The sequence below is a fragment of the Streptomyces sp. NPDC096205 genome, from assembly GCF_044763135.1.
Taxonomy (GTDB): domain Bacteria; phylum Actinomycetota; class Actinomycetes; order Streptomycetales; family Streptomycetaceae; genus Streptomyces.
In genome coordinates, this window is record NZ_JBIWFS010000003.1 from 436,132 (window position 1) to 461,665 (window position 25,534).

Genomic DNA, 25,534 nt, shown 5'->3' on the forward strand with positions numbered 1-25,534 from the left:
GCGCCCGGACGGCGCATCCGGCGGCCCCGGAGCCGGCCTCAGGTTCACCCGGGGGCGGGTTCCTCGCGCCATTCACGCTCGGCATCCGGTTGCCTACGCTGTGATGGTCGGATGGAACGCTACGGGGGTCGCATGGGATTCGGCTTCGGACAGCGGCGGGGCGGTCAGCTACCCGTGGAACTCACCAGCTTCGTCGGCCGCGGCGAGGAACTCGCCCTGATCGACGCGGCGTTGGCGCGCTCCCGGCTGGTGACGCTGGTGGGCCCCGGCGGGGTCGGCAAGAGCCGCACCGCGCTGCGGGCCGCCGCCTCGCGCGCCGGGCGGTACGCGGACGGGGTGCGGCTGGTGGAGCTGTCCGCGCTGCACGACCCGGAACTGATCCCGGCCACGCTCGCGGGCGTGCTGGAACTGCCCGAGCAGTCCGGGATGAGCCCGCTGGACGCGGTCGTGGAGCACCTCAGAAGCCGCCGTCTGCTGCTGGTGCTGGACACCTGTGAGCATCTCGTCGACGCGTGCGCGATGCTCTGCGACATACTGCTGCGCGAGGCGGCCGGGCTGAGCGTGCTCGCCACCAGCAGACAGCCGCTGGACGTGCCCGGCGAGCACTGCGTGCCGATCGCGCCGCTGGCCCGGCAGGACGCCGTCGACCTGTTCGTGCAGCGCGCCGCCGCCGTCACCGGCGGGCTCGCGCCGACCGGCGCCGACCGCGAGCGCACCCTCGCCCTGGTGGACCGGCTCGACGGCATCCCGCTCGCCCTGGAGCTGGCCGCCGTACGGCTGCGGGCGGTGCCGCTGGCCGAGCTGGTCGCCCGGCTGGACCGCCGCTTCGAGGTCCTCACCGGCGGACGGCGCACCTCGCTGACCCGGCACCAGACCCTGCGCACCGCCATCGACTGGTCCCACGACCTGTGCACCCCGCTGGAGCGGCTGCTGTGGGCCCGCCTGTCGGTGTTCGCCGGCTCCTTCACGCTCGCCGCCGCCGAACGCGTCTGCGCGGGCGGTGAACTGGCCGGGCCTCGGGTGGTGGAGGCGCTGATCGGGCTGGTCGACAAGTCGGTCGTGCAGCGCATCGGCGAGGACGGCGACCGCTACCGCCTCCTGGACACCATCCGCGAGTACGGCGCCGGCCACCTGGCCCGCACCCCGGACGAGGAGACGGCCGTACGGCAGCGGCACTTCGCCCACTACGAGGAACTCGTCGGCCGCTCCTGGGACGAGCTGCTCACCCCCGCCCAGATCCCCCTGCACCGCACGGTCCGCGAGGAGCTGCCCGATCTGCGGGCCGCCCTGGAGTACGGCCTCGGCGGCGGCGACAGGGCGCCCGAGGCACTGGAGATGGCCGCACGGCTGGCCCCGTACTGGCGGGCCATGGGCACCCTGTCCGAGGGCCGTTACTGGATCGACAAGGGCCTCGGGCACACCGCGGACGACGGGCCCGAGCGGGCCTGGGGTCTGCTGATGACCGGCGTGTCCGCGGTGTGGACGGCCGACCTGGCGACGGCCCTGGAGTACTTCCCGCAGGCCCACGAGACGGCACGGCGCTGCGGCGAGGCGCGGGTGGAGCTGTTCGCCGAGGCCTATCTGGGCGCGATGACCGCGATCGGCGGCCAGGTCGAGGAGGGCCTGGCCGCGCTGGAGGACGCCCGGCTGCGGATCGTGGCCTCCGGCGACACGCTCGGCATCGGGGTCGTGCACTACGAAGGGGCCCTGTTACGGGCCGTGTTCGGGGACACGGCCGGGGCGCTGGAGCTGTGCCGGATTGGCCTGGAGCTCCTTCAGGGCACCGGGGACCGGCAGTTGTACGCCTCCACGCTGACCGTGCAGGGCGTCATCCTGTGGCTGGCCGGACAGTACGAGGAGAGCGAGGGCCCGCTGCGGCGCGGCCTGGAGGCCGCGAGCGAGGTCGGCGAGGTGCTGGTGGCGGCGCTGGCCTGTCTGGGTCTGGCCTGGCAGGCGGCCCGGCAGGAGCGCTGGCCGCGGGCGGCCCGGCTGCTGGGCTACGCCGACAGCGCCCGCCGGCTGTCCGGCGACCCGGTGGCGATGCTGCCGCGCCTGCTGGAGGAGCAGGAGGCCGTCCAGAAGACCGTGCGCGCGGCGCTGGGCGCCGAGGAGTTCGAGCGGTGGCGGCAGGCGGGGGAGCGGATGTCGGGGCGGGAGGTGCTGGAGGAAGCGCTGGACGCGGTGCCGGAGGCGGTGCGGACCGGCAGTGACGGCCCCGACGGCACTCCCGTGCGCGGCACCGCGACCGTGGCCCGGCCACCGGCCCCCCGCCCCTCACCGGAACGGTCCGTCGACGCCCTCACCCGCCGCGAACGCGAGGTGGCCTCCCTGGTCGCCCAGGGCCTGTCCAACCGGGAGATCGCCGAGCGGCTCGTCATCTCCAAGCGCACGGTCGACGCCCATGTCGAGCACATCCTCGCCAAGCTGGGCATCACCTCGCGCACGGAGATCCCGGCCGTGCACACCTAGGTATACGGAGGTACTCCTTCCGGGCGACCGGAGCGGGTCGTACGTCCGCGGGGGGCGGGCGGAATAGGTGTACGGATCTCCGCGGGTCACCGATGCGGCGGGCCGCCCGGCACGCCAACCTTGGGGACACCGCCCGGAGGACGGCAGTGCCGGTGCCGGCAGTTGTATTTCCCCCACGGCTGTCATGGCAAAGGTGTCCGGCCCGAGCCTCCTCCCGGCGGTACACACGCGGGGCTGCCCCTGGTCGGCGGGGCAGCCCCGACTCCACCGAGATCCGGGGCAACCCTGCGGGCCGTCCGGCGGTCCACTGTGCATGTCCCAGATACTCAACGGCCGCCGCGTCACGGCCACCTACGACGCGGAGGCCCTCCGCATCGACCGCTCCGGCCGGCGCACCGACATCCCGCTGGCCGCCGTACGGGAGGTCCGCACCCCGGCCGAGCGGGTCGTGGAGGTCGTGCTCACCGACGGGGCCGTGCATCGCGTCGAGGGCGGCAACCCGACCGCCACCAGCGCGTTCGTCGCCGCGCTGAGCGGTGTGCTGCCGCCGCGGCGCGACCCGGCGGGCAGCGCGCTGGTGACGACGAGCGGGTCGCGCGAGACATCGGTGTGGTGGCTCTTCGGACCGCTGATCCTGCTGGTGCTGGCCTACCTCGGCTACGCCGCCTGGGTCGCCTCCACCCAGGGCGTGCGGGTCCTCGGGGTGATCGTGGGGCTGCTGCCGCTGTTCATCGGCCTGCTGCTGTTCTTCGGGGGCCTGGAGGAGACCACCCGGCGGATCACGCTGGCGCGGCGCGGCATCACCGTGGAGGCGTACGCGAGTTCGCGGCGGCGGGGGTCCACCTACTACCGCTACACCGACGCCGACGGCCAGGAGCACCTCTACAACTGCCGGCGCAACGTCCAGCGCACCCACATCGTGTACGACCCCCGCAACCCCGGCACGGCCGCGCATGTGCAGTGGCCGCCGTTCCTGCTGCTGAAGCTGTTCACGATGATCGTCCCCGGCGGCCTGCTGCTGGTCGTCGGCGTCGTCATGGTGTTCGGGGCGCTGTGGTGAGAGGCCGCCGGGTCCTGCTGTTCCAGGTGCGCACCCTGCACGCGGACGGCGAACGGGCCGTACGCACGGGGCTGTTGCGCACGGTCGCCGCGCGGCTGCTCGCCGGGGCCGCGGTGGTGCTGGGCTGGACGGCCGCCGGGCTGCCGGCGGTGCGGCCGGAGCGGGAGACGCACCCGTACGTCCTGATGGCCGGGTTCGCCGCGCTCGGCTGCTGGGCGCTGTGGACGCTGCTGCTGTGGCGCAACGCGGTGTGGGTGCGGCGCGGGCTGGTCACCGACGCCGGCACGAAGAGGCTCGCGGTGTCCGGGCTCGACCCGGCCGGCGGAGACCCGGAATGGATGTGGGCCGTGCTGCGCACCGGGAACGTGCTGCTGATGGGCGTGCCCATCGGCGGGCTGCTGCTCGCCCTCGGCGTGGAGGACGGGACGCCGCCCTCGCCCTGGTGGTGCCTCGGCGGTCCCCTGGTGCTGACCGGCCTGATGGGCGCGGTCGTCAGCGGGTTCGGCCTGGGCGCCTCCGGCGACGACTGCTGGACACCGCTCGGGGCGCTGGGCTGGCTGCTGATCTACGGGGTGCCGTTCCTGCTGGCCGTGCCTTGGCTGAGCGGCACGCACAGGACGTGGAGCGCCGGGCTGGTCTGCCTGGCGATCCTGTGGCTGCTCATCGCGCCGCTCGCCCGGCTCGCCAAGGACGACCCGGGCAGATCCTCCCACTGAGGAAACCCGCTGGACTTGGAGTGCGCTCCAGCACTTAGCGTGCGCGGCATGAGCATGCGTTATCGCCCGCTGGGGCGCACCGGTATCGAGGTCAGCAGCTACTGCCTGGGCACGATGATGTTCGGCTTCGTGGGCAACGGCGACCACGACGACTGCGTACGGATCGTGCACGCCGCGCTGGACGCGGGCATCAACTTCGTGGACACCGCGGACATGTACTCCTCCGGCGAGTCCGAGACCATCGTCGGCAAGGCGCTGCGGGGGCGGCGCGACGACGTCGTCCTCGCGACCAAGGTGCACTTCCCGATGGGGGAGGGCCGAGGCCGCAGCGGCAACTCGCGCCGCTGGATCACCCGCGCCGTCGAGGAGAGCCTGACCCGGCTCGGCACCGACTGGATCGACCTCTACCAGGTGCACCGGCCGGACCCGACGACCGACGTCGAGGAGACCCTGGCCGTCCTCGGTGATCTGCAACGGCAGGGCAAGATACGGACGTTCGGCTGCTCGTCCTTCCCGGCCGAGGAGATCGCCGAGTCCCACCATGTCGCCGAGCGGCGCGGACTGCCGCGCTTCCGCACCGAGCAGCCGCCGTACTCGCTGCTGGCGCGCGGGGTGGAGCGCGCGGTGCTGCCGACCGTCGCGCGCTACGGCATGGGCGCGCTGACCTGGGCGCCGCTCGCCTCCGGCTTCCTCACCGGCAAGTACCGCAAGGGGAGTGCCATCGACCTGAGCGCGGGGCGTGCGGCGATCACGCCGTGGCGCTTCGACCCCGAACTTCCCGAGAACGTCAGGAAGTTGGAGGCCGTCGAGCAGCTGATCGGCGTCGCCGACGACCTCGGCTGTACGCTGCCGGAACTGGCAGTCGCCTTCCCGCTGGTGCACCCGTCCGTGACCTCGGTGATCCTGGGCCCGCGCACGCTGGACCAGCTCCAGGGGCTGCTCAAGGGTGCTGCGCTGACGCTGCCGGACGAGGTGCTGGACCGCATCGACGAGATCGTGCCCCCGGGCACGGACCTGTACCGCGCGGACGGCGTCTGGCAGCCGGCCTCGCTGACCGACCCCGCGCTGCGGCGCCGGCCGCAGGTGCAGCGGGCCGCGGCGGGCTGACCGCGTGCCGCGGGCGCATCACGGGCGCTGAGGCGCATTCCGGCCACGGAGCGTGCTCCGGGACGAGGGGTCGGGAGCGGTGACGGCCGGACGCGTGTGGGGCATCGTGACGCCCTGGAAGGGCCCGGTGTCCGCCGGGCGGGGGCGGGGGCGTCCTGAGGGCGTGCCCGGAACGAGAGGGAGAGACCATGCCGTCGCCGTCGTCGCCCTTGCGGCCGCAGCCTGTCCTGGAGGCGCCGACCGCTGCCGCGGTGTTCCTCGTCGTCACCGTCGAGCCCGGTGGGGAGGACCGTACGCGCGTCCTGCTCGGGGAGTTGGCGGGGCTGGCGCGGGCGATCGGCTTCGGGCGGCCCGAGGGGCGGCTGACCTGTGTGGCCGGGATCGGCGCCCAGGCCTGGGACCGGCTGGCCGGCGGACCGCGCCCGGCCCTGCTGCGGCCCTTCCGGGAGCTGGCCGGGCCCCGGCACCGGGCCGTGGCCACCCCCGGCGACCTGCTGTTCCATGTCCGCGCCGAGCGGCCCGACCTGTGCTTCGCGCTGGCCGCCGAGATCGTCCGGCGGCTCGGTGACACGGCCGTCGTGCAGGACGAGGTGCAGGCGTTCGCGTACTTCGACTCCCGCAATCTGCTGGGCTTCGTGGACGGCACGGAGAACCCGGTCGGGGTGGAGGCCGCCGAGACCGCGCTCGTCGGCGACGAGGATCCCCGCTTCCGCGGCGGGAGTTACGCCCTCGTCCAGAAGTATCTGCACGAGGTCGACGCCTGGGAGAAGCTGTCGGTCGAGGAGCAGGAGCGCACGGTCGGCCGCACCAAGCTGACCAACCTGGAGATCCACGCGCCCGGTTCGCACGTCGACGTCAACACCGTCACCGACGCCGAGGGCGCCGAGCGGCAGATCCTGCGCGGCGCGATGCCCTTCGGGCGGCCGGGGCACGGCGAGTTCGGCACGTACTTCATCGCCTACGCCGCCGATCCCGACGTCCCCGAGACGATGCTGCGCCGCATGTACCTGGGCGCCGAGGAGACCGGCCCCGACCCGCTGCTGGACTTCTCCCGGCCGGTGACGGGCACACAGTTCTTCGTGCCGTCGGCGGACTTTCTGGAGGAACTGGGCGACGGCTGAGGGCCGTTCAGTCGCGCGGCAGCACGGTCACCCGGTGCAGATTGCAGCCGGAGTGGTCCCCTTCGGTCTGCTGCGCCTTGAGGGCCATGCTGACCAGGCTCAGCAGCAGGTCGACGTCCGTGTCGCAGTCGAGGTGGACGGTCACCCAGCGCGAGCCCGGCACCAGTCGGACGGCGGTGGACTCCCGCAGGTCGGCGGACCAGCGGCCCAGCGAGGAGTCGGTCAGATGCAGGTCGACGTCGTGGCCGGTGTGGAAGTGGACTATCTCGCCGTGCGGGGAGCGAAGCGCCTGGCCCGTTCCGCAGCCGGCCGGACCCGGCGTCAGGTCGGGCCACACGGCGAGACGTTCCCGGGCGCGCTGGGCCGGAGTCATGCGCCCATGGTCGCCCCATCACCCTGCGGACACCAGCGGTTGAGCGTTCCGTAACGCGCCCGTGAGCTTCGGCGAGCGCAGCGTCCCCCCGCGCTCACACTCAGCGCGCGACGAGGACGAGGACGAGGGGGGGCCGTCATGCTGAAGGCGGCCCGGGTGCGCGGGGCGGGCGGGCGGGCCTTTGCCATCTCTTTACAACCCGGTCCGTCGCTGTCTCGTCTCTGAGCTCGATCCGTCACCGACGAGAGAGAACGAGACCCATGCGACGCACCGTCCTCAGTGCCCTGGCCGTTGCCTGTGCCGCCGTCCTGGCGGGCGGCGGGGCCGCCTTCGCCGACAGCCCGGCCCCGGCCCCCTCCGCCTCGCCCACCCCCCCCCCCGCCCCCCCCCCCCCCCCCCCCCCCCCCCGGGGCCCCCCCCCCCCCCCCCCCCCCCCCGCCCCCCCCCCCCCCCCCCCCCCCCCCCCCCCCCCCCCCCCCCCCCCCCCCCCCCCCCCCCCCCCCCCCCCCCCCGACCCCGGCGCCCACCGAGGCACCGGCGACCGCCGTGCCGTCACCGGTGCCGACGGAGGCGTCCGAAAAGAACGGCGGCCAGGTGTCCGTCGTGCCCAGCGGCGCGCCCGACACCGGCGTGGCGGCGTCGACGGGTGGCTCCTCCCGGGCGGGCGTCGGAGCGGCCGGGGCCGCGACGCTGCTCGCCGCGTCCGGCGGGATCGCCTTCGTCGTACGGCGCCGGCGGGCGACCGGGGCATGACCGCACTGTCCAGGCGGGCCTTCGCCGCAGCCGGTGCGGCGGGCGCGGCCGCGCTGTTCACAGGCTGTGGAGGAGGGGGCGGCGGCGAGGACCGGCACGCCGACCGGGCCGTCGACCGGCCTGAGGCGTCCCCCCGCCCGGCCGCCCGTCCCCTCGCCCGGTCCGAGCCGGTGCGGCTGCGGATACCGGCCGCCGATGTCGACACCCCGGTCATCCGGCTCGGGCTGGCCGAGGACGGGACCGTGGAGGTGCCGCCGGTCACCGAGCACGACCGGGCCGGCTGGTACCGGCACTCGCCCACGCCCGGCCAGACCGGCCCGTCGGTCCTGCTCGGCCATGTCACCGTCGGCCCCTACGGCGACGGCGTCTTCCGCCGGCTGGCCGGGGTGCGGCGCGGCGACCGGGTCGAGGTGCGGCTGAAGAACGGCCGTACGGCGGTGTTCGCGGTGACCACCGTACGGACGGTGGCCAAGGCCGACTTTCCCGCCGACGACGTCTACGGTGACGTGAGCCGCCCGGAGCTGCGGCTGATCACCTGCGGCGGGCCCCGTACCGGGGACGAGTACCGCGACAACGTGATCGTGTCCGCCGCGCTGATCCAGGGGAGCCCCGAGGCTTGAAACGGTCCCGCGACCAGGCGGCCTCCGAGCTGTTCGCCGCCCTGTACCCGCGTCTCGCCGGCTGGTGCCGGCGGCTCGTCGACGACGACGAGACCGCCCACGAGGTCGCCTCGGAGGCGTTCACCCGGCTGTGGGCGCGCTGGACGAAGGTGGACGAGCCGCGCGGCTTCCTCTACGTCACCGCGGCCAACCTGGTCCGGGACCACTGGCGCAAGCTGGAGCGCGAGCGGCACGCGGTGCGCCGGGCGACGACGGAGGCGGCGGTGCGGCCGCACCCCGAGCAGGCCGACCCCTCGGTGCGGCTCCTCGTACAGTCGCTGCCCGACCGGCTGCGCATCCCGATCCTGCTGCACTACTACGCTGACATGCCGATCCGGGAGGTGTCCGTGCTGACCGGACGCAAGGAAGGAACCGTCAAGGCCGACCTGCACGCGGCCCGCGAACTGCTCCGCGTCCACCTGAGGAGAAGCCTTGACCACTCGCTTTGACGAGGACTTCGACGACGCAGAGTCCGGCCGCGACGACCCGCTCACGGTGCTGCTCGGCCCGCCGACCGGGCATCTCGCCCCGCCGCCCGGTCACTACGCGGCCCTGCGCCGGGCCGCGTCCCGCCGCCGGCTGCTGCGCACCGCCGCGGGTGCCGTGCTGACGTGCGCGGCGCTCGCCCTGGCCGCGCTCCCGCTGTATCTCGCGGGCTCGGACGGTCCGGCCCGTCCCGCGCCGCCGCTGGCCCCGGCGCCGGCGCCGACGAGCGGGGCACCGACTCCGGAGCGGAGCCTTCCGAGGGTCAGCGAGGTGCCGTCCCCCGCCCCGTCCCTGCCGCCGGGCCCCGAGGAGTCCCCGGCGGAGACGGCCTCGCCCAGCTCCCCGGCCACCGAGGCGCCCACCCCCACGGCCGTACCCTCACCGACCGGCTGACGTGCCCTCAGCCCTCGACGCCGGTCGAGGTGTGCGCGGCGCCGACCGGCTTGGACTCCGGGGAGCCGCGCTGGCGCAGATACACCGACAGGATGGCCATCGAGGCGACGGCCAGCAGCTCGGACTGCCAGTTCTGCAGGGTGCGGTTCCAGAAGTCGGCCGTGCCGATGTACTGCGACCAGGTGAGGGGCGCCTGGAGGTCGCGCAACTGCATCTCGTCGTAGGCGGCCGTGCCGGCGATCGACTGGGCCAGCCAGGACCAGAGGAAGATCACCGCGAACACGATGCCCAGCGAGCGCCCGTACACCCGCTGCCGCCAGCCCCCGGCGGAGGCCCAGCGCGGCGAGGAGGCGACCGCGTGCGGGCCGACCATCTGCTCCTTGTCGCTCTCCGGGCCCGCCTTGTGCAGCTCCTTGGACTCGGGCGAGCCGCGCTGGAGCAGCCAGACGGTGGCGAAGACGTAGAGGAAGAACTGCAGGTACTCCGACTGCCAGTTCTCGGTGACGTCGACGGCGAAGTCGGAGGTCGCCAGGTAGTCGGGGAAGCTCAGCGGGTGCAGTCCGTCGGCGACGAGCTGATTGTTGAACTCGGCGTGCCCGGAGACGGCCTGTCCCGCGACGGTGAGCAGGAAGCCGGCGCCGAAGGCGAGGGTGAGGCCGTTGTGCTTGAGGTACCGGGTGAGGCGGCTCATCGGTGCATCAGTCCCACGGCCGTGAAGTAGGCGAGGCCGCCGCAGACGGTCACCAGCAGCAGGGTGAACAGGGAGCGCATCGCCGCCTCACCCGCCCTTGACCTGGCACTGGTAGGGCCGCTGGGGGCGTGGCTCGCAGCCCGCCGCGGTGATCCTCCAGCCGGTGGGGAAGCGGGACAGGAACAGCGTGTCGGTGTCCAGCACGACCCGCGCCTGCTGCCCGTAGACCTGCACCGACCGCACCCGGCCGTCGTAGGTCAGGTCCTCCTGGAGCAGGGCCTCGGGGCAGGGCGACTCGGCCGACTGCTCCAGCTCCTGCCGGGTCTCGGGGGCCAGAGCCGCGCAGGCGCGCGGGCCGTCGGCCTGCCGGACACTCTCGGCGAAGCGCAGCGCCGCCCGCGACGCCGCCGTCTCCCGCTCACCGAGCGTCGCACAGCCGGCCAGACAGACCGCCGGCGCGACAAGGGCTGCCCACCTCCAGCGCCGCAAGGGACCTCCCGGGTCGAGTCGTGACAGGGAGGCCCATGCTGACCCGGCCTGCCCGCGGGGCGGGTCAGCCGCGCCGGAGCGGAGCGACGGGTTCCTTCGGGAGGCGGTTCCTCGCCGTCGGCGGCTGCCCCGCCGTAGACATGCGTCCACGGCGTCAAGTTGTGTAATCCAGCTCGGTCATTGCGGCCCCACGAACCAGGCCGGCCATCGTGCTGAGGTCCAGCTCGCTGAGGTACGACACGAGAGCATCCCTGGTTTCGCTCAGCCGGTCGGTAAGGGTGGGCAGTCCCAGATCGGCGGGCACGATCACGCGGCGGAAGCTCGGCTGTTCGATCGCCCGTGCGATGAGCTGCTCGGCGAGCCCTCCGAATTGGCTGCTCACTACCGCGGCTCGTCGGACCGCTTCGCATGCCTCAGCCGCCGACGAGACCAACGAGTTCGGTGAGGCCGTCCACGCGCCAGTCGGCGGCCGCGACGACATCGTCGGCGTCCGCCCACAGATGACCCCATGGGCCGCGGCGGAGGTGTGCCGTGCGCAGCCGGGATGCCTTCGCCGGAAACACGTCATTGGCCGGGTGATCGCCGACGTAGAGAGTCGCGCTCGGCGCTGCCTGAGCGACCTCGATGACACGCTCGAAGAACACGGGATCCGGCTTCGCCACGCCCCACTCCCCCGACACGGCGATCAGGTCGGCCGGGAGCTCCAGTTCACGCAAGAGCTGCCCCGCGCGCGCGGTCTGGTTCCCCGCGATGATCACGCGCACGCCGAGGTCGCGGAGCGCTGACAGCGCGGGACGGACGTCGTCGTACAGATCACTTTCGTCCAGGTACTCGCCGCGGCCGGCTGCTTCGCGGGCTGCGTACTCGGCCGCGAGGTCGATGCCCGGCCGGGCGAGGCGGAGGGCTTCTGCGTTGTCCTTCCCCTGGGCGACGACGGCGCCGACGAGGGCGGACAGCGTGTGGCGAGGAATGTTCAGCCAGTCAGCCCACGATGCCCAGTATCGGTCGTCGCGGGTGATGGTCTCGCCGACGTCGAACACGATGGTCTCGATCACGCTGGGAGCCTATGCAACTCTGACAGGGAGGGCTCCACTCGAAGCTGCCGCCGACGTCCACGCCGTAGGAGATACGCAGCTGTCCGAGCAGTCCCCGCGCCGGGCCGCCGGTCTCGCCGGGCCCGACCCGGTTTCACCGACCCCACCGCCGCCCCGCCCGGCTGAAACCACCTTGAAACCGCGGTGAACCGCCCGGGCCGCACAGTCCTCCGCATGACGACGACACGGACGACACAGCACGGACCGGCGATCGAGGCCACGGGGCTGCGCAAGGCCTACGGGGACAAGACGGTCCTCGACGGGATCGACTTCCAGGTGCCCGCCGGGACGGTGTTCTCGCTCCTCGGCCCCAACGGCGCCGGCAAGACCACAGCGGTCAACATCCTCACCACGCTGATCTCCGCCGACGCCGGGCAGGCCAGGATCGCCGGGTACGACCTGGTCGCCGAGGCGCAGAAGGTGCGGGGCGCGATCGGGGTCACCGGGCAGTTCTCCGCGGTGGACGGGCTGATCACCGGCGAGGAGAACATGCTGCTGATGGCCGACCTGCAGCACCTGTCCAAGCAGGAGGGCCGCCGGGTCACCGCCGAGCTGCTGGAGCGTTTCGACCTCACCGAGGCCGCGAAGAAGCCCGCCTCCACCTACTCGGGCGGCATGAAGCGCCGCCTCGACATCGCGATGACCCTGGTCGGCAGCCCGCGGATCATCTTCCTCGACGAGCCGACCACCGGACTCGACCCGCGCTCCCGCCACACCATGTGGCAGATCATCCGCGAGCTGGTCTCCGGCGGCACCACCGTCTTCCTCACCACCCAGTACCTGGAGGAGGCCGACCAGCTCGCCGACCGGATCGCCGTCCTCAACGGCGGCAAGCTCGTCGCCGAGGGCAGCGCCGAGGAACTCAAGCGCCTGGTCCCCGGCGGCCACGTCCGGCTCCGCTTCTCCACCCCGGACGCCTACGAGCGGGCCGCCACCGCCCTGCGCGAGGTCACCCGCGACGACGAGGCGCTCGTCCTGCAGATCCCCAGCGACGGCAGCCAGCGCGAACTGCGCGCCATCCTCGACTGGCTCGACGCGGCCGGCATCGAGGCCGACGAACTGTCCGTGCACACCCCCGACCTCGACGACGTGTTCTTCGCCCTGACCGGCAACACCGTCCCCGCCCAGGCCGCCCAGAAGGAGACCTCCCGATGAACTCCGCCACCCTCTCCGTCCGCGACAACCTCACCATGCTGCGGCGCAACCTCCTGCACGCCCGCCGCTACCCCTCCCTCACCCTGAACCTGCTGCTCACCCCGATCATCCTGCTGCTGCTGTTCGTGTACGTCTTCGGTGACGTGATGAGCGCCGGCATCAACGGCGGCCACGCCGACCGCGCCGAGTACGTCGCCTATCTCGTCCCCGGCATCCTCATGCTGACCGTGGCCATGACCTCGCTCGGCACCGCGGTGTCGGTGGCCACCGACATGACCGAGGGCATCATGGCCCGCTTCCGCACCATGGCGATCTCCCGCGCCTCCGTGCTGATCGGCCATGTGATCGGCAGCGTGATCCAGACGCTGATGGCGCTGGTGCTGCTCCTGGGCATCAGCTTGGCCATCGGCTTCCGGCCCGACGCCTCGCCGCTGGAGTGGCTCGCCGCGGCCGGACTGATGGCGCTGGTCAGCCTCGCCCTGACCTGGCTCGCGGTCGGGATCGGCCTGATCAGCCCGAACGCCGAGGGCGCCAGCAACATCGGGACGCCGCTGGTCATGCTGCCCTTCCTGTCCAGCGCGTTCGTGCCGGTCGACGCCATGCCGGGCTGGTTCAGCTGGTTCGCCGAGTACCAGCCCTTCTCGCCCGCCATCGAGACCCTGCGCGGACTGCTGCTGGGCAGCGAGATCGGCACCCGCAACGCCGTCCTGTCCGTCGCCTGGTGCCTGGGCCTGAGCGTGCTGGGCTACTTCTGGTCCAAGGCGAAGTTCAACCGCGAGCCGCGCCGGTGAGCAGCCGCAGGGCCTCGGCCCGCAGCTCCTCCGGCCCCAGGGCGGCGTACCTCGACCTCGCGTCGGTGTATGCCGCCCTGTCGGCGTGCTCGGCCGCCTCCCGGGAGCGCGCCGAGGACAGCGAGGGGAAGTCCCGCAGCACCGGCATGCGTTCGGCGAGCGCCACCAGCCGTACGGCCGACGTGTCGCCGGAGGCGAGCCCGGCGAGGCCGAGCGCCAGCAGGACCGTGCCGTACACCGGCGCCTCCACCGGGGACGCCTCACCCGGTGTGCCGGACAGCAGCGGCAGCAGCCGGGTGCGCAGCTCGCCCGCGAGCCCGGCCACCGGCTCCAGCCTTCCGTGCCGGGCGTGCGCGGCCAGCGTGGCCGCCCGCACCTGGAGCGACCACGGCGCCACGAACGGATCGCCCTCGTGCAGCAGGCTGTCCGCGTCCACCCGCTGGACCGACCGCCGCCACAGCCCCAGCCCGACCTCGGTCAGCCCGCGGGCCAGCGCGATCTCCGCCCGGGCCGGCAGGTCGGGGGAGTAGATCTGGTCGGACACCGTCGGCCGGTCCAGCTCCGCCAGGTCCAGCCAGTACTCCGCCTCGTCGACCTCCCCGCGCTGCAGACAGGCCATCACCAGCCCCCACCGCACCCCGATCGAGTCCGCCCAGTCGCCGAACTCGCCGAGCACGTCCAGCGCGGCCCGCAGATGCTCGTACGCCTCCGCGCCCTTCTCCGCCTGCAGACAGAGCTCGCTGATCCTGCCGTGGCCGAGCAGCAGCATGCTCGGGTTGTCGAGCGGGGCCAGCGCCCGCAGCGTGCGCCGGGCGTACTCCAGCGCCCGCTCGGTCCGATGCCCGGACGACTCCCACACATAGCTGGCGACGCACGCCGCGACCCCCGCGAGCAGCGGCTCCTCCGCGTCGCACAGCTCCTCCAGCCGCGCGTACCCGGGCGGATACATGTCCGGTACGGCGCACAGGACGACGGACAGCGCCCGCAGCAGCGTGTCCGGCGGGGCGGGCGGCAGCCGGCGCAGCGTCACCCACTGGCGCAGGGCGTGCGGTCCGTGCCCCATGAACAGGGCGGCCGTGCACACGGCGGCCGCGCTGCGGGCCGGCTCGACGTCCTGCGGGCCCGGCCTGAAGTGCGACAGCGGCCCGCCGGTCTCGGCGGCCAGCGCGGTGAGCCGCGGGAAGTTGGTGTCGGTGGCCCACAGCGAGGCCAGTACGGCGGTGACGGCCGCGACGGCGGGCCCGTCGCCCCGGCCGAGCGCGTGCCGCAGCGCCAGGACGAGGTTGTCCTGCTCGGCCCGGACGCGGTTCCAGGCGGCCATGGGCCGGCCGCTGAACAGCACGTCGTGATGGGCCCGCCCGAACTCCCGCGCCCAGTCCAGGAATCGGCCGGTCACCACCTCCTCCTCACCGGCCTCGGCACGCCGGGCGGCGCTGAACTCCCGCAGCGTCTCCAGCATGTGGAAGCGCACCCCGGACCTGCTGTCGCTCACCTTGATCAGGGACTGGTCGGCGAGCTGCTCCAGCAGGGTCAGCGCGTCGCCGTCCTCCCCGAGCACATGCTCCGCCGCGTCCTCGGTGAACCCGCCCGGGAACACCGACAGCGCGCGCAGCGCCGCCCGGCCGTCCTCCTCCAGCAGGTTCCAGCTCCACTCGACCACGGCCCGCAGCGTGCGATGCCGCTCGGGTGCGTCACGGGCACCGCCGCGCAGCAGCGCGAAACGGTCCCGCAGCCGACGGGATATGTCGGCCACGGACAGCACCCGCACCCGGGCGGCGGCGAGTTCGACGGCCAGCGGCAGCCCGTCCAGATGCCGGCAGATCTCGGCGACCGTCGCCGGGTCCAGCTCCACCCCGGGCCGCGCCGCCCGCGCCCGCTGCCCGAACAGCTCCACCGACGTGTCCAGGGACAGCTCCGGCAGCGCGTACACGGACTCCGAGGTCAGCCCCAGTGGGGCACGGCTGGTGGCCAGGACGCGCAGTTCCTTCGACCGCGACACCAGCTCCCGTACGAGCCCGGCGGCGCCGCTCACCACATGCTCGCAGTTGTCCAGCACCAGCAGCACGGGCCGTGTGCCCAGCGCGGCGGCGATCCCCGCGACCGGGTCCCCGCCACCCGCGAACTGCAGGCCCTCGCCCGCGCCGACGGCCGAGGCGACCTCCCCGGCCACGTCCTCGTCGGCCGTGACACCGGCCAGCGGCACGAAGTGCACCACGCGCTGCTCGGCGGCCCGGCTCACCGCGTGCGACAGACGCGTCTTGCCCAGCCCGCCCGGACCCGTCACGGTCACCACCCGCGCCTCGCGCAGCAGCCCCGTCACCGCGGCGACATCGGCGTCCCGGCCCAGCAGCGGATTCGGCTCGTGCGGCACACCCTGCCGCACCCGAGGCGCGTCGGCGCTGAGCAACTCCTGGTGCACAGACTTCAGTTGGGGTCCCGGGTCGGTGCCCAGCTCCTCGCGCAGGGCGCGCCGGTAGGCGTCGTACCGGGTCAGGGCCGCGGCCCGGCCCGCGGTCGCCGCCTCGCAGCGCAGCAGCTCCGCCAGCACCTCCTCGTCCCGCGGCAGCTCCCGCGCCAGCTCGGCCAGCGGCTCCACGGCCTCCGCGTGCCGCCCCAGCCGCGCCAGCGCCAGGGCCCGCCCCCGCACCAGCGCCCGGAACGCCCCCACCCGCCCGGCGCGCAGCGCCACCACGGGGTCGTACAGCTCCTCACCGGACCCGGCGCCCACACTTCCGTCCCACAGCGCCAGCCCCGCCTCGGCCTGCGCGAGCGCCCCGGCATGGTCCCCGGCCCTGGCCCGCTCGCCGCAGGCCGCCTCGCACAGCAGCAGCACCGAACTGTCGACCTGCGTCTCGTCGAGCCCCAGCCGGTACCCGCTCGGCGTGCTCAGCACGACCTCGGCCCCGAGCTGCGTCCTGAGCCGCGACACCAGCACCTGCACGGCCTTCCCCGGCCGCTCCGGCAACTCCCCGTCCCACAGCCCCTCCACCAGCCGCCCGGTGCTGCACCCGCCCCGCAGGTCCTCCGCCAGCAGCGCCAGCAGCCCGCGCAGCCGCGGCGCCGTGATCTCCCGTCTCCGAAAGGCAACTTGGCCCAGCAGCGTCAACTCGGTGGTCATTGCGGCAGCCTAGCCATGGCCGTCCTGCAAGACCGGTTTTCAGCCGAGGCAGAGGACGAGCAGGCACACCTTCGCCGGGTCGGTCTGATCGGCCGGCTGCGTCGGCTCGGTCGGCTCCGTCGGTTCCGTGGGCGGGGCCGCCGCCTCGGGGGGCTGCGTGGCCGGGGCCTCGGGTGCCGTGGGCGCGGTCGGCTCCAGGGTCGGTGTGCTCGGGGGCGGCGTCCGCGGGGTGGTGACGGTGGAGGACTGCGGGGTGTCGCGCTGCTGCGGGGCGGCCGCCGGGGCCTGCCGCTGGGCCGGCACGCTGACCCGAGGGGCGGTCGCCTCGGCCGGGGCGGCCGGGGTCTCGGCGGGCATGTGCTGCCGGGGTGCGCGCTGCGTGGCGGCCGGGCTCGACACCGGCTGGGGCGTGTGGTCGGGGGCCTGGAGGTCCACTCCGCCCATGGGCCGGTCGTCCGGCGCCGCGGCGGCCTGCGCCCGTGCGGGGGTGCCGCGGTCCAGCGAGGCGAGGGTCAGGCCACCGCCGACCAGGGCGACGGCGGTCGCGACGGCCGCCCGGCGCTTGTGCTTCTTCAAGCGGGCCAGCTGACGCCGCCGGGCCGCCCGCCCGGGGCGCGTCGGGGGCGGGGCGTCCTCGGCCGGGACGGGCGCGGGCGCAGGTGCCGGTGCCGGTGCGAGGCGGGTGACGGGGGTGGGCACGGCGGCCGGGGCTATGTCAGGCGCGTAGGCGCCGCACCCGGGGCACACCAGGGCGCCGTTGAGATGCCGCCGGCACGCGGAGCAGTAGTCCATCTACGTCTTCCTGTTCCCGTCGCACGGTGATCGAACGGCCAGCCACGCTAACGACACTTCCCGGCCCGGGTGTGCAGCCCGTGTGACGCTCCTGCGCGGATCCGGGCAGCCCGCGTCCACACAACGCCGCAACCCGTCGAGCCGGTCGCCTGCCAGTCATGAATAGGGCGAAGTGTGACACTTCAGGACATGACGGATGCTCAGAAGCGCACGGTAACGCTGCCGTTCGGCAGGGCCCGCAACTCGCGGTATCCGGCCTCCGATCGGTGATCTGCGTCACGCCTGCACGGTTTTTCGTGATGTTCACCGGTCGGGTGACGCTAGATAGTTGAGGGGCACACGTGTTCGGTGCTTCTTCTGTGACTTCTTCCAAGGCCGACTGCGGCCCTCTATCGGGATGGATTCGTCGTGAGTCGTCGTACGTCGCATGCGTACAGACCATTGAGCCTGAAACGACGGGCGTGGATCACGCTCGGTGCCGTGGTGCTGGCCGGAGGAGGCGTGGCGACCTACGCCGCGGCCAGCCCCTCCGCCGCCCCGGAGGCCGAGGGCCAGGACAAGCGGCCGGTGGAGGTCTACCACCTGCCCCTGAAGGGCACCGCGAGCGGCGAGCGCGAGCTGCCGCGCACGGACACCGAGCAGTTCTCGCTCGTCGGTGTCACCTGGAACGGCGCCCTGAAGAAGCTCGACGGCACGGCGCAGGTGCGCACGCACAGCCTGCGGACCGGCGAGTGGGGCCCGTGGTACGACCTCGAGCTGGACATCTCCCCGCCGGACAAGCCGGACGCCGACATGCGCGGCGCGTCCGCGCCGATGTGGGTCGGACCCTCCGACGGCGTCGAGGTCCAGGTCCGTCACGAGGACGGCAGCACCGGCGCACTCCCCAAGGGCCTCGAGGTCAGCCTGGTCGACCCGGGTGTGGTGACCGAGGCCGAGACGAAGATGGACGCCCCGCAGCCGGCGGCGTACGCGGTGTCGACGACCGCCGAGGGCTCGACGACCGCCGAGGCCGCGGCCACCGTGCCGCAGCCGCCCGTCGTCTCCCGCGCCGAGTGGGGAGCGGACGAGACCCGCAGCCCGGACCCGTCGGAGTACAACGCGGACATCAAGGCCGTGTTCGTCCACCACACGACCGGCGCCGACTACGACTGCTCCGAGTCGCCGGCGATCGTCCGGGGCATCTACGCGTACCACACCGACCCGGAGCCCCAGGGCAACGGCTGGAACGACCTCGGCTACAACTTCCTTGTCGACAAGTGCGGCACCATCTTCGAGGGCCGCAAGGGCGGCATCGACAAGCCGGTGCTGGGCGCGCACACCTACGGCTTCAACCGTGAGTCGACCGGCATCTCCGTCCTCGGCAACTACGTCTCCGGTTCCGCCTCGGACGCCGCCCTCGAGGCCGTCTCCCGCGTGGCCGCGTGGAAGCTCAGCCTGTACGGCGCCGACCCGGCGGGCACGGCGGACCTCAATGCCGGCGCGAGCCAGACCAACTACTTCGGCAAGTCCTTCGTCGCCGGGACGCGGTACCCCTTCAACCGGATCTCCGGCCACCGCGACGGCTACAACAGCGAGTGCCCGGGCAACGGCCTCTACGCCCAGCTGCCCAAGATCCGCACCTGGGCGGCCGGCCCGGTCCAGGACCTGAAGCTCGGCTCGCTCACCGGCGCGACCGCCTCGGGTTCGACGTACTACACCAAGGGCTCGGTCACCGTGCGCTGGTCGGCGACCACGCCCGCATCGCTGATCTCCCGTTACGAGGTGCTGGTCGACGGCAACGTCGTCGCCACGACGTCCGGCGCCGGTTCCGCGAAGGCGGTCACGCTGGCCGTGGGCAGCCACACCGTCGCCGTCCGCGCGGTGCACGTGTCGGGCAAGGCCGTCGAGACGACCCCGCTGACCGTCGTCGCCGACGCCACCGCGCCGACGTTCACCACCACGCCGAAGCTGGCCCTGCGCACCGGCACCGTGAACACGACGGCCGTCCCGGTCACCCTCAGCTGGAAGGCGACCGACGACAAGGCCCTGCGCTACACGAAGCTGCTGTCCCCGACGACCGCCACCTTCAGCGCGGCCGCGACGGCCTCCAACCGCACCTCCACCTCCGGCACGGCCGGCACCTGGTCGATGCGGGCGTACGACTACGCCGGCAACTACCGCGACGCCTCGGCCGTCTACACCCCGGTCATCCTCCAGGAGACCTCGGCGGTCAAGACCGGCACCTGGACCACCCGCTCCTCCACCAGCTACCTGGGCGGCAAGTCCTACTCCAGCGGCTCCAAGGGCGCGACCCTGAGCTGGACCTTCACCGGCCGCTCCGCCTCCTGGGTGGTCTCCCGCGCATCCACCTCGGGCCAGGTCTACGTGTACGTCGACGGGGTGAAGGTCTCGACGGTCGACCTGAAGTCCTCCACCACGCTCTACCGCCAGGCCATCTGGACCAAGACGTGGTCCACCAGCGCCAAGCACACCGTGAAGATCGTCGTGGTCGGCACCAGCGGCCGCCCGACCATCACCACGGACGGCCTGGTCTACATCAAGTGACCGGGCCGGTCGGCCGATGACCACAAGGAAACCGCGTGCGCCCCAGGGCACACGCGGTTTCTTTGTGTGGTCTTCCCGAAGATCTCCTGAACCGGCACCGGCGTCCACGAGGCACCAGTGATCATATGTACGCCACATCACATGCACAGGGAGGCTCGTCGGTGGCAGACCCGGACCTGACGGTCGACTACGACTTCCTCGCAGATTGCGAGCGCAAGCTCGGCCAGCTCAAGAAGACCTTCGAGGACATCGAGAACCGCCGGGACGACATGAAGGAGCACTGGGGCTCCAGTGCCGTCGCCGGAGCCATGGAGGACTTCGTCGACAACTGGGACGACTACCGCACCAGGCTCGTCGAGTCCATCGAATCGGTCGGCAAGCTCGTGGCCGGCAGCAAGAAGTCGTTCGAGGACCTCGACGACGAGCTGGCCAAGGCCAACAAGAAGAAGCAGAAGAAGTGACGCCATGACACCGACATCCAAGCGCCGGCCGGTGGACTGGCAGCCGCTGTGCGAATCCGATCCCGTTCCCGGCGATCCGGAGGAGATCCGGGCCGAGGTCAGGCACATGATCTCGGTGGCCGAGAAGCTCCGGGCTCAGGCCAAGAACCTCAAGGCGATCAGCGAAGACGGGACCCTCAAGGGCAAGTACGTAGAGGCCCTGCGCGACGAGTCCTCCACGCTGGAGAAGCACATGCGGGAGGTGGCCGGACGATACGAGCGTGTGCACGGCCATCTGACCACGTGGGCGAACGAACTGGAGGACTTCCAGTCCGACGCGGACAAACTGCTGCACCAGGCCAAGCAGAAACAGGACGAGATCGAGGCGGACAAGGCCAAGTCCCACTCCGGCGACAAGGACACTCCCCAGGCGTCACCCAGCGGCACCGACCACCCCGACGACGACCCCCTCCACTCGTACCGCGTCCGGCTGAGCACCATCACGGGTGACCGGGACTCCCGCGCGAGTCACCACGAGGGCAAGATCCGCGACGAGATCGACGACGTGATCGAGGACTCGACGTGGGACAACATCAAAGGCTGGGTCCACGACCATGCGGACGGGATCAAGGCTTTCATCGATGTTCTCGGCTGGGTCGCGACGGTGGCAGGCTTCCTGGCGCTCGCCATTCCCGGCCTGAACCTGCTCGTCCTCGGCATCGCGGCGCTCACGATCGGACTCAGACTCCTGCTGGTGGCATCCGGTGACGCCACCTGGACGGATGTCATCTTCGACGTCGTGGGCGGGCTGCTCGTCGTGGGCGGCCTCGGGGCCGCCGCGAAGCTCGCCAGCGGTGCCAAGGCCACCGTGGGCGCCGCCCAGGCCGCCCGGACCGCCGGCCTGAGCCGAGGGCTCAGGGGCGTCAAGGGCATCCTGGACGAAACAGGGCGGATGATGACCAAAATGCCGCAAGGGCCGGGGCGGCAGGCCCTCGGAGCGGCCCGTAACGCGATGCGCAAGTCCATCTCCCAGAACGTCGGCCTGGTCGCCAAGGGGCCGCTGAGGGTCAGCCCGTTGTCGACGGTGCTGCACCTCGGCGACAAGGAGATGGCCGGCATGGCGAAGATGCTGCAGGCGAACAAAGCCACCTTCCCGGCGGCCGCGGGTGCTGCGGCGGACAAGGCGTACAAGTCCTATCAGGTGGGCCTCGGCATCGCCTGGACCGGCATGGGGATGGACGTCATGGACAAGTCGCTGGGAAAGAGTGACCTGACAAGCTGGACCCACGAGAAGTTCGGTACCGGCGAGAAGCCCTACAACGCGCCGTACTCGGACTGGAAGGACAACACCCTGAAGCCCGCCCCCGACACCCACTGGTGAGGAAAGACCATGGACCTGAACTCGGCACGACGCATCGTCGAGGCCGAAGCCGCACGCACCGGGCTCGGCACCAGCCCCAACCGGCGGCTCCGGCTGACGCTGATCATCGGAATGCCGCTGTTCCTGCCGGTGTTGGGAATCATGATCCTGGTGCCGAAGTCACTGATGAATGACGTGCTCCACGTCTATGAGGCCGGGATCATCGGCTGCCTCCTGCACTACGTCTGGGTCTTCGCGAAGTACCCCCGGTACGCGGACCGTCCGCCCTGTCTCACCCGGGATCTCGCCATGGGCGGCGGCTTCTTCCTGCCCTCACTGTTCTTCGGTTTCTGGCCGGGCATGATCGCCGCCCCGGCATGGGCGCTCTTCGTAGGCGTCACCTATGCCGTGGACGTGACGCGGGGGCGCAATGACCACCGCTGAGCACCGCCGCCCCCCGAACGGTTTCAACCTGGTGCCGCCGCCCGGCTGGGACGTGATTCCGCTGCACACGGGCACCGAGGAAGCGATGGACCGCATCGTCCGCAAGGCCGTCGCACAACTGCCCGCCGGCTTTCCCAAGGACGACATTCCGAAGGCCCGGCTGAAGCTCACCCAGGAGATGAAGAAGGTCGTCCGCCGGGCCAGAGCCAAGGGAGGCATGACCCTCTACCTCCCCACCGAGCGCCTTGACGGCGTCGCGCTGCCCGTCTCGATCGTGGCTTCGGAGCCGGTCGAGATTCCGGGGGTCAGGCCCGACAGCGGCCCGGAAGCGGTCCTGGCGGCGCTCGCCTCCGTGACTCCCGGTGCCGAGGTGCGGGAGCTCGACTCCACCGCGGCCCTGCGCTCGGAGCGAGACGTACCCGCTGACGCGGCCCAGGGCGTCGACGTCGCACACCGCCGGGTCGAGTACCTCGTTCCGGTCCCGGACAGCGCCCCCGACCAGTACGTCACCTTCTCCTTCAGCGCCCTGATCGCGCCCGGCTCGGATCCCGCCTTCTACGACATCCTCGTGGAGTTGTTCGATGCCGTGATGGGCACCTTCCGCTGGAGCTATGCCTGAAGGCTGCCTACTGCCGTGCCCTTGAAGAAAGAGACCGCTCATGTCCGAAGGGACCCTGTGGAGCACCGACCTCGGTGCCCCGCTCCGCATCGACACGGATGCCGACCCAGACCTCTGGGGCTATCTGCACCTCCAGATCGACAAGAAGAACTTCAAGGAATGGCTGGACCTGCACCTGACAGGCCTGGCCGCCATCCACGGCATCGAGCTCTCCCGCAAACTCCGCCGATTCCACAAGAGCTTCTACGAGCAGACGATCGTCACGCTCCGGGACAAGCTCCAGGCCGACGAGGCGTTCATCTACCACCCCGTCCCGCTGACCTACATGCCGCTGGTGATGCACGCCACCCGCCTCCACTGCGAGGCCCGTGACGCGTCCTCCTGCGACGGAGTCACCGCGGCCACGGTGCCGCACCCGGACATCCCCGAGTGGCAGCAGCGAACCGGCAGTATTCCGTTCGCCTCTCCCCACCTGGGCGCGGACGGGGTCCGGGTCACCCGCTCCTACCCTGCGGACAGCACCATCATGATGACCTCGGTGACGTACCACTGGCACACTCCGCCCGGCCTCCCCGACGTCCTGCTCCGCGGCCACCACGACGATCCGGAAGTGATGGCCGCGGCGATGGAGGCGTTGGACGACTTCGCGCGAACCCTCCGGCTTCCTGAGACGGCCCATTGACCGGCGCGGCCGGGGCAGGCTCAAGCGCGTCGGCCCGGTGGGCGGGCAGGTCGGTGACGACGCCGCTCTCCCCGGGATCTCCACCGCGGCGGAACCTGAAAAACTGATAGCGCCGGAACAGATATTCTCCGGTTTCCCGCGGTGGCGCCGTTTTTCCTTGCAGCCGCTTTTATACGTGGTACGCTGGCTGTCAGTTGCAGTTGTGGTTGCCAGTTTTTGTCACAGGTTTTTCCCGGGCAGGTGATCATCGCAGCGATGAGGAGGCTCGTGAAGTGCGAGCCTCGCTACTGCCTCAGGAGTTTTGACATGGCCACCGGTACCGTGAAGTGGTTCAACGCGGAAAAGGGCTTCGGCTTCATCGAGCAGGACGGCGGCGGCGCTGACGTCTTCGCCCACTACTCGAACATCGCCACCAGCGGCTTCCGCGAGCTGCAGGAAGGCCAGAAGGTGACCTTCGACGTCACCCAGGGCCAGAAGGGCCCGCAGGCGGAGAACATCGTTCCCGCCTGATCCAAGGCCACAAAAGCCTGAAAGAGGCCCGCACCTTCGAGGTGCGGGCCTCTTTCGTATTCCCCTGAAAAGAATATGAAGGGGAAGTGACGGCGAAGTGGCCTGAAAGTCGCGGGAAATCCCCCGGCGGATCGACCGCCGGGGGTGTCAGGCCCGGTTTGTGCCAGACCCGTGTGGGTCAGGCCGCCCGGCCGACCGAGGACCGGCGTCCGGCCGAGCCGCCGGGCCGGCCGCGGCCGTTGCGCCCGCGGCGGGCGCGACCCGACGAGGCCGAGGCGGAAGACGTGGCTGAGGACGCGGCCCGACGGGCCGGCTCCGTGACGGGCGCGGTGATGACCACGGGCACACCGGACGGAGTCCGGGCCCCGGTGATCCGGTTCAGCTCCGGCTCTCCCGGCCGTACGGGCGTGATCCGCGCGGTGACGCCGGCCGACGCCATCAGCCGGTCCATGTCACGCCGCTGCTCGGGCGTCACCAGCGTGACGACGGTGCCGGACTCCCCGGCCCGGGCGGTACGGCCGCCGCGGTGCAGGTAGTCCTTGGGGTCGGTGGGCGGGTCCACGTTGACGACCAGGTCGAGGCTGTCGACATGGATGCCGCGGGCGGCGACGTTGGTCGCGACCAGCACCGTCACCTCGCCGTCCTTGAACTGGGCGAGGGTCCGGGTGCGCTGCGGCTGGGACCGGCCGCCGTGCAGCGCGGCGGCGCGGACGCCGCTGTTCAGCAGGTGCTTGGTCAGCCGGTCCACCGCGCGCTTGGTGTCCAGGAACATGATCACCCGGCCGTCCCGGGCCGCGATCTCCGTGGCCGTCTGCCGCTTGTCCGCGTCGGGGACGTGCAGCACGTGGTGCTCCATCGTGGTGACCGCGCCCGCCGACGGGTCGACGGAGTGGACCACCGGGTCGCTCAGATAGCGGCGGACCAGCCGGTCGACGTTGCGGTCCAGGGTGGCCGAGAACAGCATCCGCTGCCCCTGCGGGCGCACCTGGTCGAGCAGCGCGGTGACCTGCGGCATGAAGCCCATGTCGGTCATCTGGTCGGCCTCGTCGAGGACGGTGATGTCCACGTCGTCGAGCCGGCAGTCGCCCCGGTCGATGAGGTCCTTCAGCCTGCCCGGCGTGGCGACGAGCACCTCCGCCCCGGCCCGCAGCGCACCGGCCTGCTTGCCGATGGACATCCCGCCGACCACCGTGGCCGTCCGCAGCCGCACCGCGCGGGCGTACGGCGCGAGCGCGTCGGTGACCTGCTGGGCCAGCTCACGGGTGGGCACCAGCACGAGGGCCAGCGGCCGGCGCGGCTCGGCCTTCAGACCCGCCGTACGGGCCAGTACCGCAAGGCCGAAGGCGAGGGTCTTGCCCGAGCCGGTGCGGCCACGGCCGAGGACGTCACGGCCGGCCAGCGAATTCGGCAGGGTGGCCGCCTGGATCGGGAACGGCGTGGTCACCCCTTCCTGCCCCAGTGCGGCCAGCAGCGGTGCAGGCATGGCGAGTTCGGAGAACGACTCCACTGCGGGCAACGCCGGCGTGGTCGTCGCGGGCACCGCGAATTCCCCCTCCGGGCGGCTGGGGCGTCTGCGCTGCGAGCGAGCACGGCTCATACGAAATCCTCACGCTTTCCTGGACGCGGCACAGATCCGGCAAGGAAATCGCGCGTCAAAAAACAGGACCC

At 72.2% G+C, this 25,534-nt stretch carries 26 protein-coding genes; 18 read left to right on the top strand and 8 right to left on the bottom strand.

Annotation, left to right across the window (positions count from 1 at the left end; all coding sequences use genetic code 11):
• Positions 1-132: 132 nt before the first annotated feature.
• The 5 genes from ACIQ6Y_RS14275 to ACIQ6Y_RS14295 all read left to right on the top strand — a co-directional run bounded on the left by ACIQ6Y_RS14275 (position 133) and on the right by ACIQ6Y_RS14295 (position 6,473).
• Positions 133-2,469 (top strand): LuxR C-terminal-related transcriptional regulator, encoded by a 2,337-nt coding sequence (locus ACIQ6Y_RS14275; RefSeq protein ID WP_404037325.1) that lies wholly within the window; start codon positions 133-135, stop codon positions 2,467-2,469.
• Positions 2,470-2,782: 313 nt separating this feature from the next.
• Complete coding sequence (locus ACIQ6Y_RS14280) at positions 2,783-3,529, top strand: DUF3592 domain-containing protein (protein WP_404037328.1); 747 nt, start codon at positions 2,783-2,785, stop codon at positions 3,527-3,529.
• A complete protein-coding gene (locus tag ACIQ6Y_RS14285) occupies positions 3,523-4,245 on the top strand; it encodes a hypothetical protein (RefSeq protein WP_404037331.1) in 723 nt (240 codons plus the stop codon). The genes ACIQ6Y_RS14280 and ACIQ6Y_RS14285 overlap by 7 nt, the downstream gene beginning before the upstream one ends.
• A 54-nt stretch (positions 4,246-4,299) precedes the next feature.
• Positions 4,300-5,352 (top strand): aldo/keto reductase, encoded by a 1,053-nt coding sequence (locus tag ACIQ6Y_RS14290; protein WP_404038345.1) that lies wholly within the window; start codon positions 4,300-4,302, stop codon positions 5,350-5,352.
• A gap of 188 nt (positions 5,353-5,540) precedes the next feature.
• A complete protein-coding gene (locus ACIQ6Y_RS14295) occupies positions 5,541-6,473 on the top strand; it encodes a Dyp-type peroxidase (RefSeq protein ID WP_404037334.1) in 933 nt (310 codons plus the stop codon).
• 7 nt (positions 6,474-6,480) lie between these two features.
• Here ACIQ6Y_RS14295 and ACIQ6Y_RS14300 read toward each other — a convergent pair whose 3' ends face one another.
• The gene (locus ACIQ6Y_RS14300) at positions 6,481-6,846 is read right to left on the bottom strand and encodes a luciferase family protein (protein ID WP_404037336.1); all 366 of its coding nucleotides are present in this window, start codon (positions 6,844-6,846) and stop codon (positions 6,481-6,483) included.
• 603 nt (positions 6,847-7,449) lie between these two features.
• On the opposite strand from ACIQ6Y_RS14300, the gene ACIQ6Y_RS14305 reads away from it, so the two are divergent.
• Genes ACIQ6Y_RS14305 through ACIQ6Y_RS14320 form a run of 4 tightly spaced genes read left to right on the top strand, consistent with a single transcriptional unit; the run spans position 7,450 to position 9,137 of the window.
• Positions 7,450-7,599 carry a hypothetical protein gene (locus tag ACIQ6Y_RS14305; protein ID WP_404037339.1) on the top strand — a complete coding sequence of 50 codons (150 nt, stop codon included), beginning with the start codon at positions 7,450-7,452 and terminating at the stop codon, positions 7,597-7,599.
• Positions 7,596-8,219 (top strand): class F sortase, encoded by a 624-nt coding sequence (locus ACIQ6Y_RS14310; RefSeq protein WP_404037342.1) that lies wholly within the window; start codon positions 7,596-7,598, stop codon positions 8,217-8,219. The genes ACIQ6Y_RS14305 and ACIQ6Y_RS14310 overlap by 4 nt, the downstream gene beginning before the upstream one ends.
• On the top strand, positions 8,216-8,707 hold the full coding sequence (locus tag ACIQ6Y_RS14315; protein ID WP_404037345.1) for an RNA polymerase sigma factor: 492 nt from the start codon (positions 8,216-8,218) through the stop codon (positions 8,705-8,707). Before ACIQ6Y_RS14310 ends, ACIQ6Y_RS14315 begins: the two co-directional genes overlap by 4 nt.
• Positions 8,691-9,137 carry a hypothetical protein gene (locus ACIQ6Y_RS14320; RefSeq protein WP_404037348.1) on the top strand — a complete coding sequence of 149 codons (447 nt, stop codon included), beginning with the start codon at positions 8,691-8,693 and terminating at the stop codon, positions 9,135-9,137. The genes ACIQ6Y_RS14315 and ACIQ6Y_RS14320 overlap by 17 nt, the downstream gene beginning before the upstream one ends.
• Before the next feature lie 7 nt (positions 9,138-9,144).
• On the opposite strand, the gene ACIQ6Y_RS14325 is transcribed toward ACIQ6Y_RS14320, so the two are convergent.
• From ACIQ6Y_RS14325 to ACIQ6Y_RS14340, 4 genes are all read right to left on the bottom strand, one after another.
• Positions 9,145-9,828 carry a DUF6766 family protein gene (locus ACIQ6Y_RS14325; protein WP_404037351.1) on the bottom strand — a complete coding sequence of 228 codons (684 nt, stop codon included), beginning with the start codon at positions 9,826-9,828 and terminating at the stop codon, positions 9,145-9,147.
• Positions 9,829-9,915: 87 nt separating this feature from the next.
• Positions 9,916-10,317, bottom strand: a complete 402-nt coding sequence (locus ACIQ6Y_RS14330) for a hypothetical protein (protein ID WP_404037354.1) — start codon at positions 10,315-10,317, stop codon at positions 9,916-9,918.
• A 154-nt stretch (positions 10,318-10,471) separates the two neighbouring features.
• Positions 10,472-10,699: a hypothetical protein gene (locus ACIQ6Y_RS14335; protein WP_404037357.1), complete on the bottom strand. Its 228-nt coding sequence runs from the start codon at positions 10,697-10,699 to the stop codon at positions 10,472-10,474.
• A 31-nt stretch (positions 10,700-10,730) separates the two neighbouring features.
• Entirely contained in the window at positions 10,731-11,372 is a 642-nt protein-coding gene (locus tag ACIQ6Y_RS14340) for an HAD family hydrolase (protein ID WP_404037359.1), read from the bottom strand.
• 213 nt (positions 11,373-11,585) lie between these two features.
• Here ACIQ6Y_RS14340 and ACIQ6Y_RS14345 point away from each other — a divergent pair, with 213 nt between their 5' ends.
• The gene (locus ACIQ6Y_RS14345; RefSeq protein WP_404037362.1) at positions 11,586-12,566 is read left to right on the top strand and encodes an ATP-binding cassette domain-containing protein; all 981 of its coding nucleotides are present in this window, start codon (positions 11,586-11,588) and stop codon (positions 12,564-12,566) included.
• Positions 12,563-13,357 carry an ABC transporter permease gene (locus ACIQ6Y_RS14350; protein ID WP_404037365.1) on the top strand — a complete coding sequence of 265 codons (795 nt, stop codon included), beginning with the start codon at positions 12,563-12,565 and terminating at the stop codon, positions 13,355-13,357. The genes ACIQ6Y_RS14345 and ACIQ6Y_RS14350 overlap by 4 nt, the downstream gene beginning before the upstream one ends.
• Here the strand turns inward: ACIQ6Y_RS14350 and ACIQ6Y_RS14355 are convergent.
• A complete protein-coding gene (locus tag ACIQ6Y_RS14355; protein WP_404037368.1) occupies positions 13,335-16,475 on the bottom strand; it encodes an ATP-binding protein in 3,141 nt (1,046 codons plus the stop codon). The genes ACIQ6Y_RS14350 and ACIQ6Y_RS14355 overlap by 23 nt on opposite strands.
• 39 nt (positions 16,476-16,514) lie before the next feature.
• Positions 16,515-17,267, bottom strand: a complete 753-nt coding sequence (locus ACIQ6Y_RS14360; protein WP_404037371.1) for a hypothetical protein — start codon at positions 17,265-17,267, stop codon at positions 16,515-16,517.
• Positions 17,268-17,714: 447 nt separating this feature from the next.
• Here ACIQ6Y_RS14360 and ACIQ6Y_RS14365 point away from each other — a divergent pair, with 447 nt between their 5' ends.
• The 7 genes from ACIQ6Y_RS14365 to ACIQ6Y_RS14395 all read left to right on the top strand — a co-directional run bounded on the left by ACIQ6Y_RS14365 (position 17,715) and on the right by ACIQ6Y_RS14395 (position 23,866).
• Positions 17,715-19,811, top strand: a complete 2,097-nt coding sequence (locus ACIQ6Y_RS14365; RefSeq protein WP_404038348.1) for a peptidoglycan recognition protein — start codon at positions 17,715-17,717, stop codon at positions 19,809-19,811.
• 161 nt (positions 19,812-19,972) lie between these two features.
• Positions 19,973-20,272 carry a hypothetical protein gene (locus tag ACIQ6Y_RS14370; RefSeq protein WP_404037373.1) on the top strand — a complete coding sequence of 100 codons (300 nt, stop codon included), beginning with the start codon at positions 19,973-19,975 and terminating at the stop codon, positions 20,270-20,272.
• A 4-nt stretch (positions 20,273-20,276) separates the two neighbouring features.
• Entirely contained in the window at positions 20,277-21,632 is a 1,356-nt protein-coding gene (locus tag ACIQ6Y_RS14375) for a hypothetical protein (protein WP_404037376.1), read from the top strand.
• A gap of 9 nt (positions 21,633-21,641) precedes the next feature.
• On the top strand, positions 21,642-22,055 hold the full coding sequence (locus ACIQ6Y_RS14380) for a hypothetical protein (protein WP_404037378.1): 414 nt from the start codon (positions 21,642-21,644) through the stop codon (positions 22,053-22,055).
• Positions 22,042-22,674: a hypothetical protein gene (locus ACIQ6Y_RS14385; RefSeq protein WP_404037381.1), complete on the top strand. Its 633-nt coding sequence runs from the start codon at positions 22,042-22,044 to the stop codon at positions 22,672-22,674. Before ACIQ6Y_RS14380 ends, ACIQ6Y_RS14385 begins: the two co-directional genes overlap by 14 nt.
• A gap of 40 nt (positions 22,675-22,714) precedes the next feature.
• The gene (locus ACIQ6Y_RS14390) at positions 22,715-23,356 is read left to right on the top strand and encodes a hypothetical protein (RefSeq protein ID WP_404037384.1); all 642 of its coding nucleotides are present in this window, start codon (positions 22,715-22,717) and stop codon (positions 23,354-23,356) included.
• A gap of 306 nt (positions 23,357-23,662) precedes the next feature.
• Positions 23,663-23,866, top strand: coding sequence for a cold-shock protein (locus tag ACIQ6Y_RS14395; RefSeq protein ID WP_020871138.1), 204 nt, complete (start codon positions 23,663-23,665; stop codon positions 23,864-23,866).
• Positions 23,867-24,044: 178 nt separating this feature from the next.
• Here ACIQ6Y_RS14395 and ACIQ6Y_RS14400 read toward each other — a convergent pair whose 3' ends face one another.
• Complete coding sequence (locus ACIQ6Y_RS14400) at positions 24,045-25,463, bottom strand: DEAD/DEAH box helicase (RefSeq protein WP_404037387.1); 1,419 nt, start codon at positions 25,461-25,463, stop codon at positions 24,045-24,047.
• Positions 25,464-25,534 lie beyond the last annotated feature (71 nt).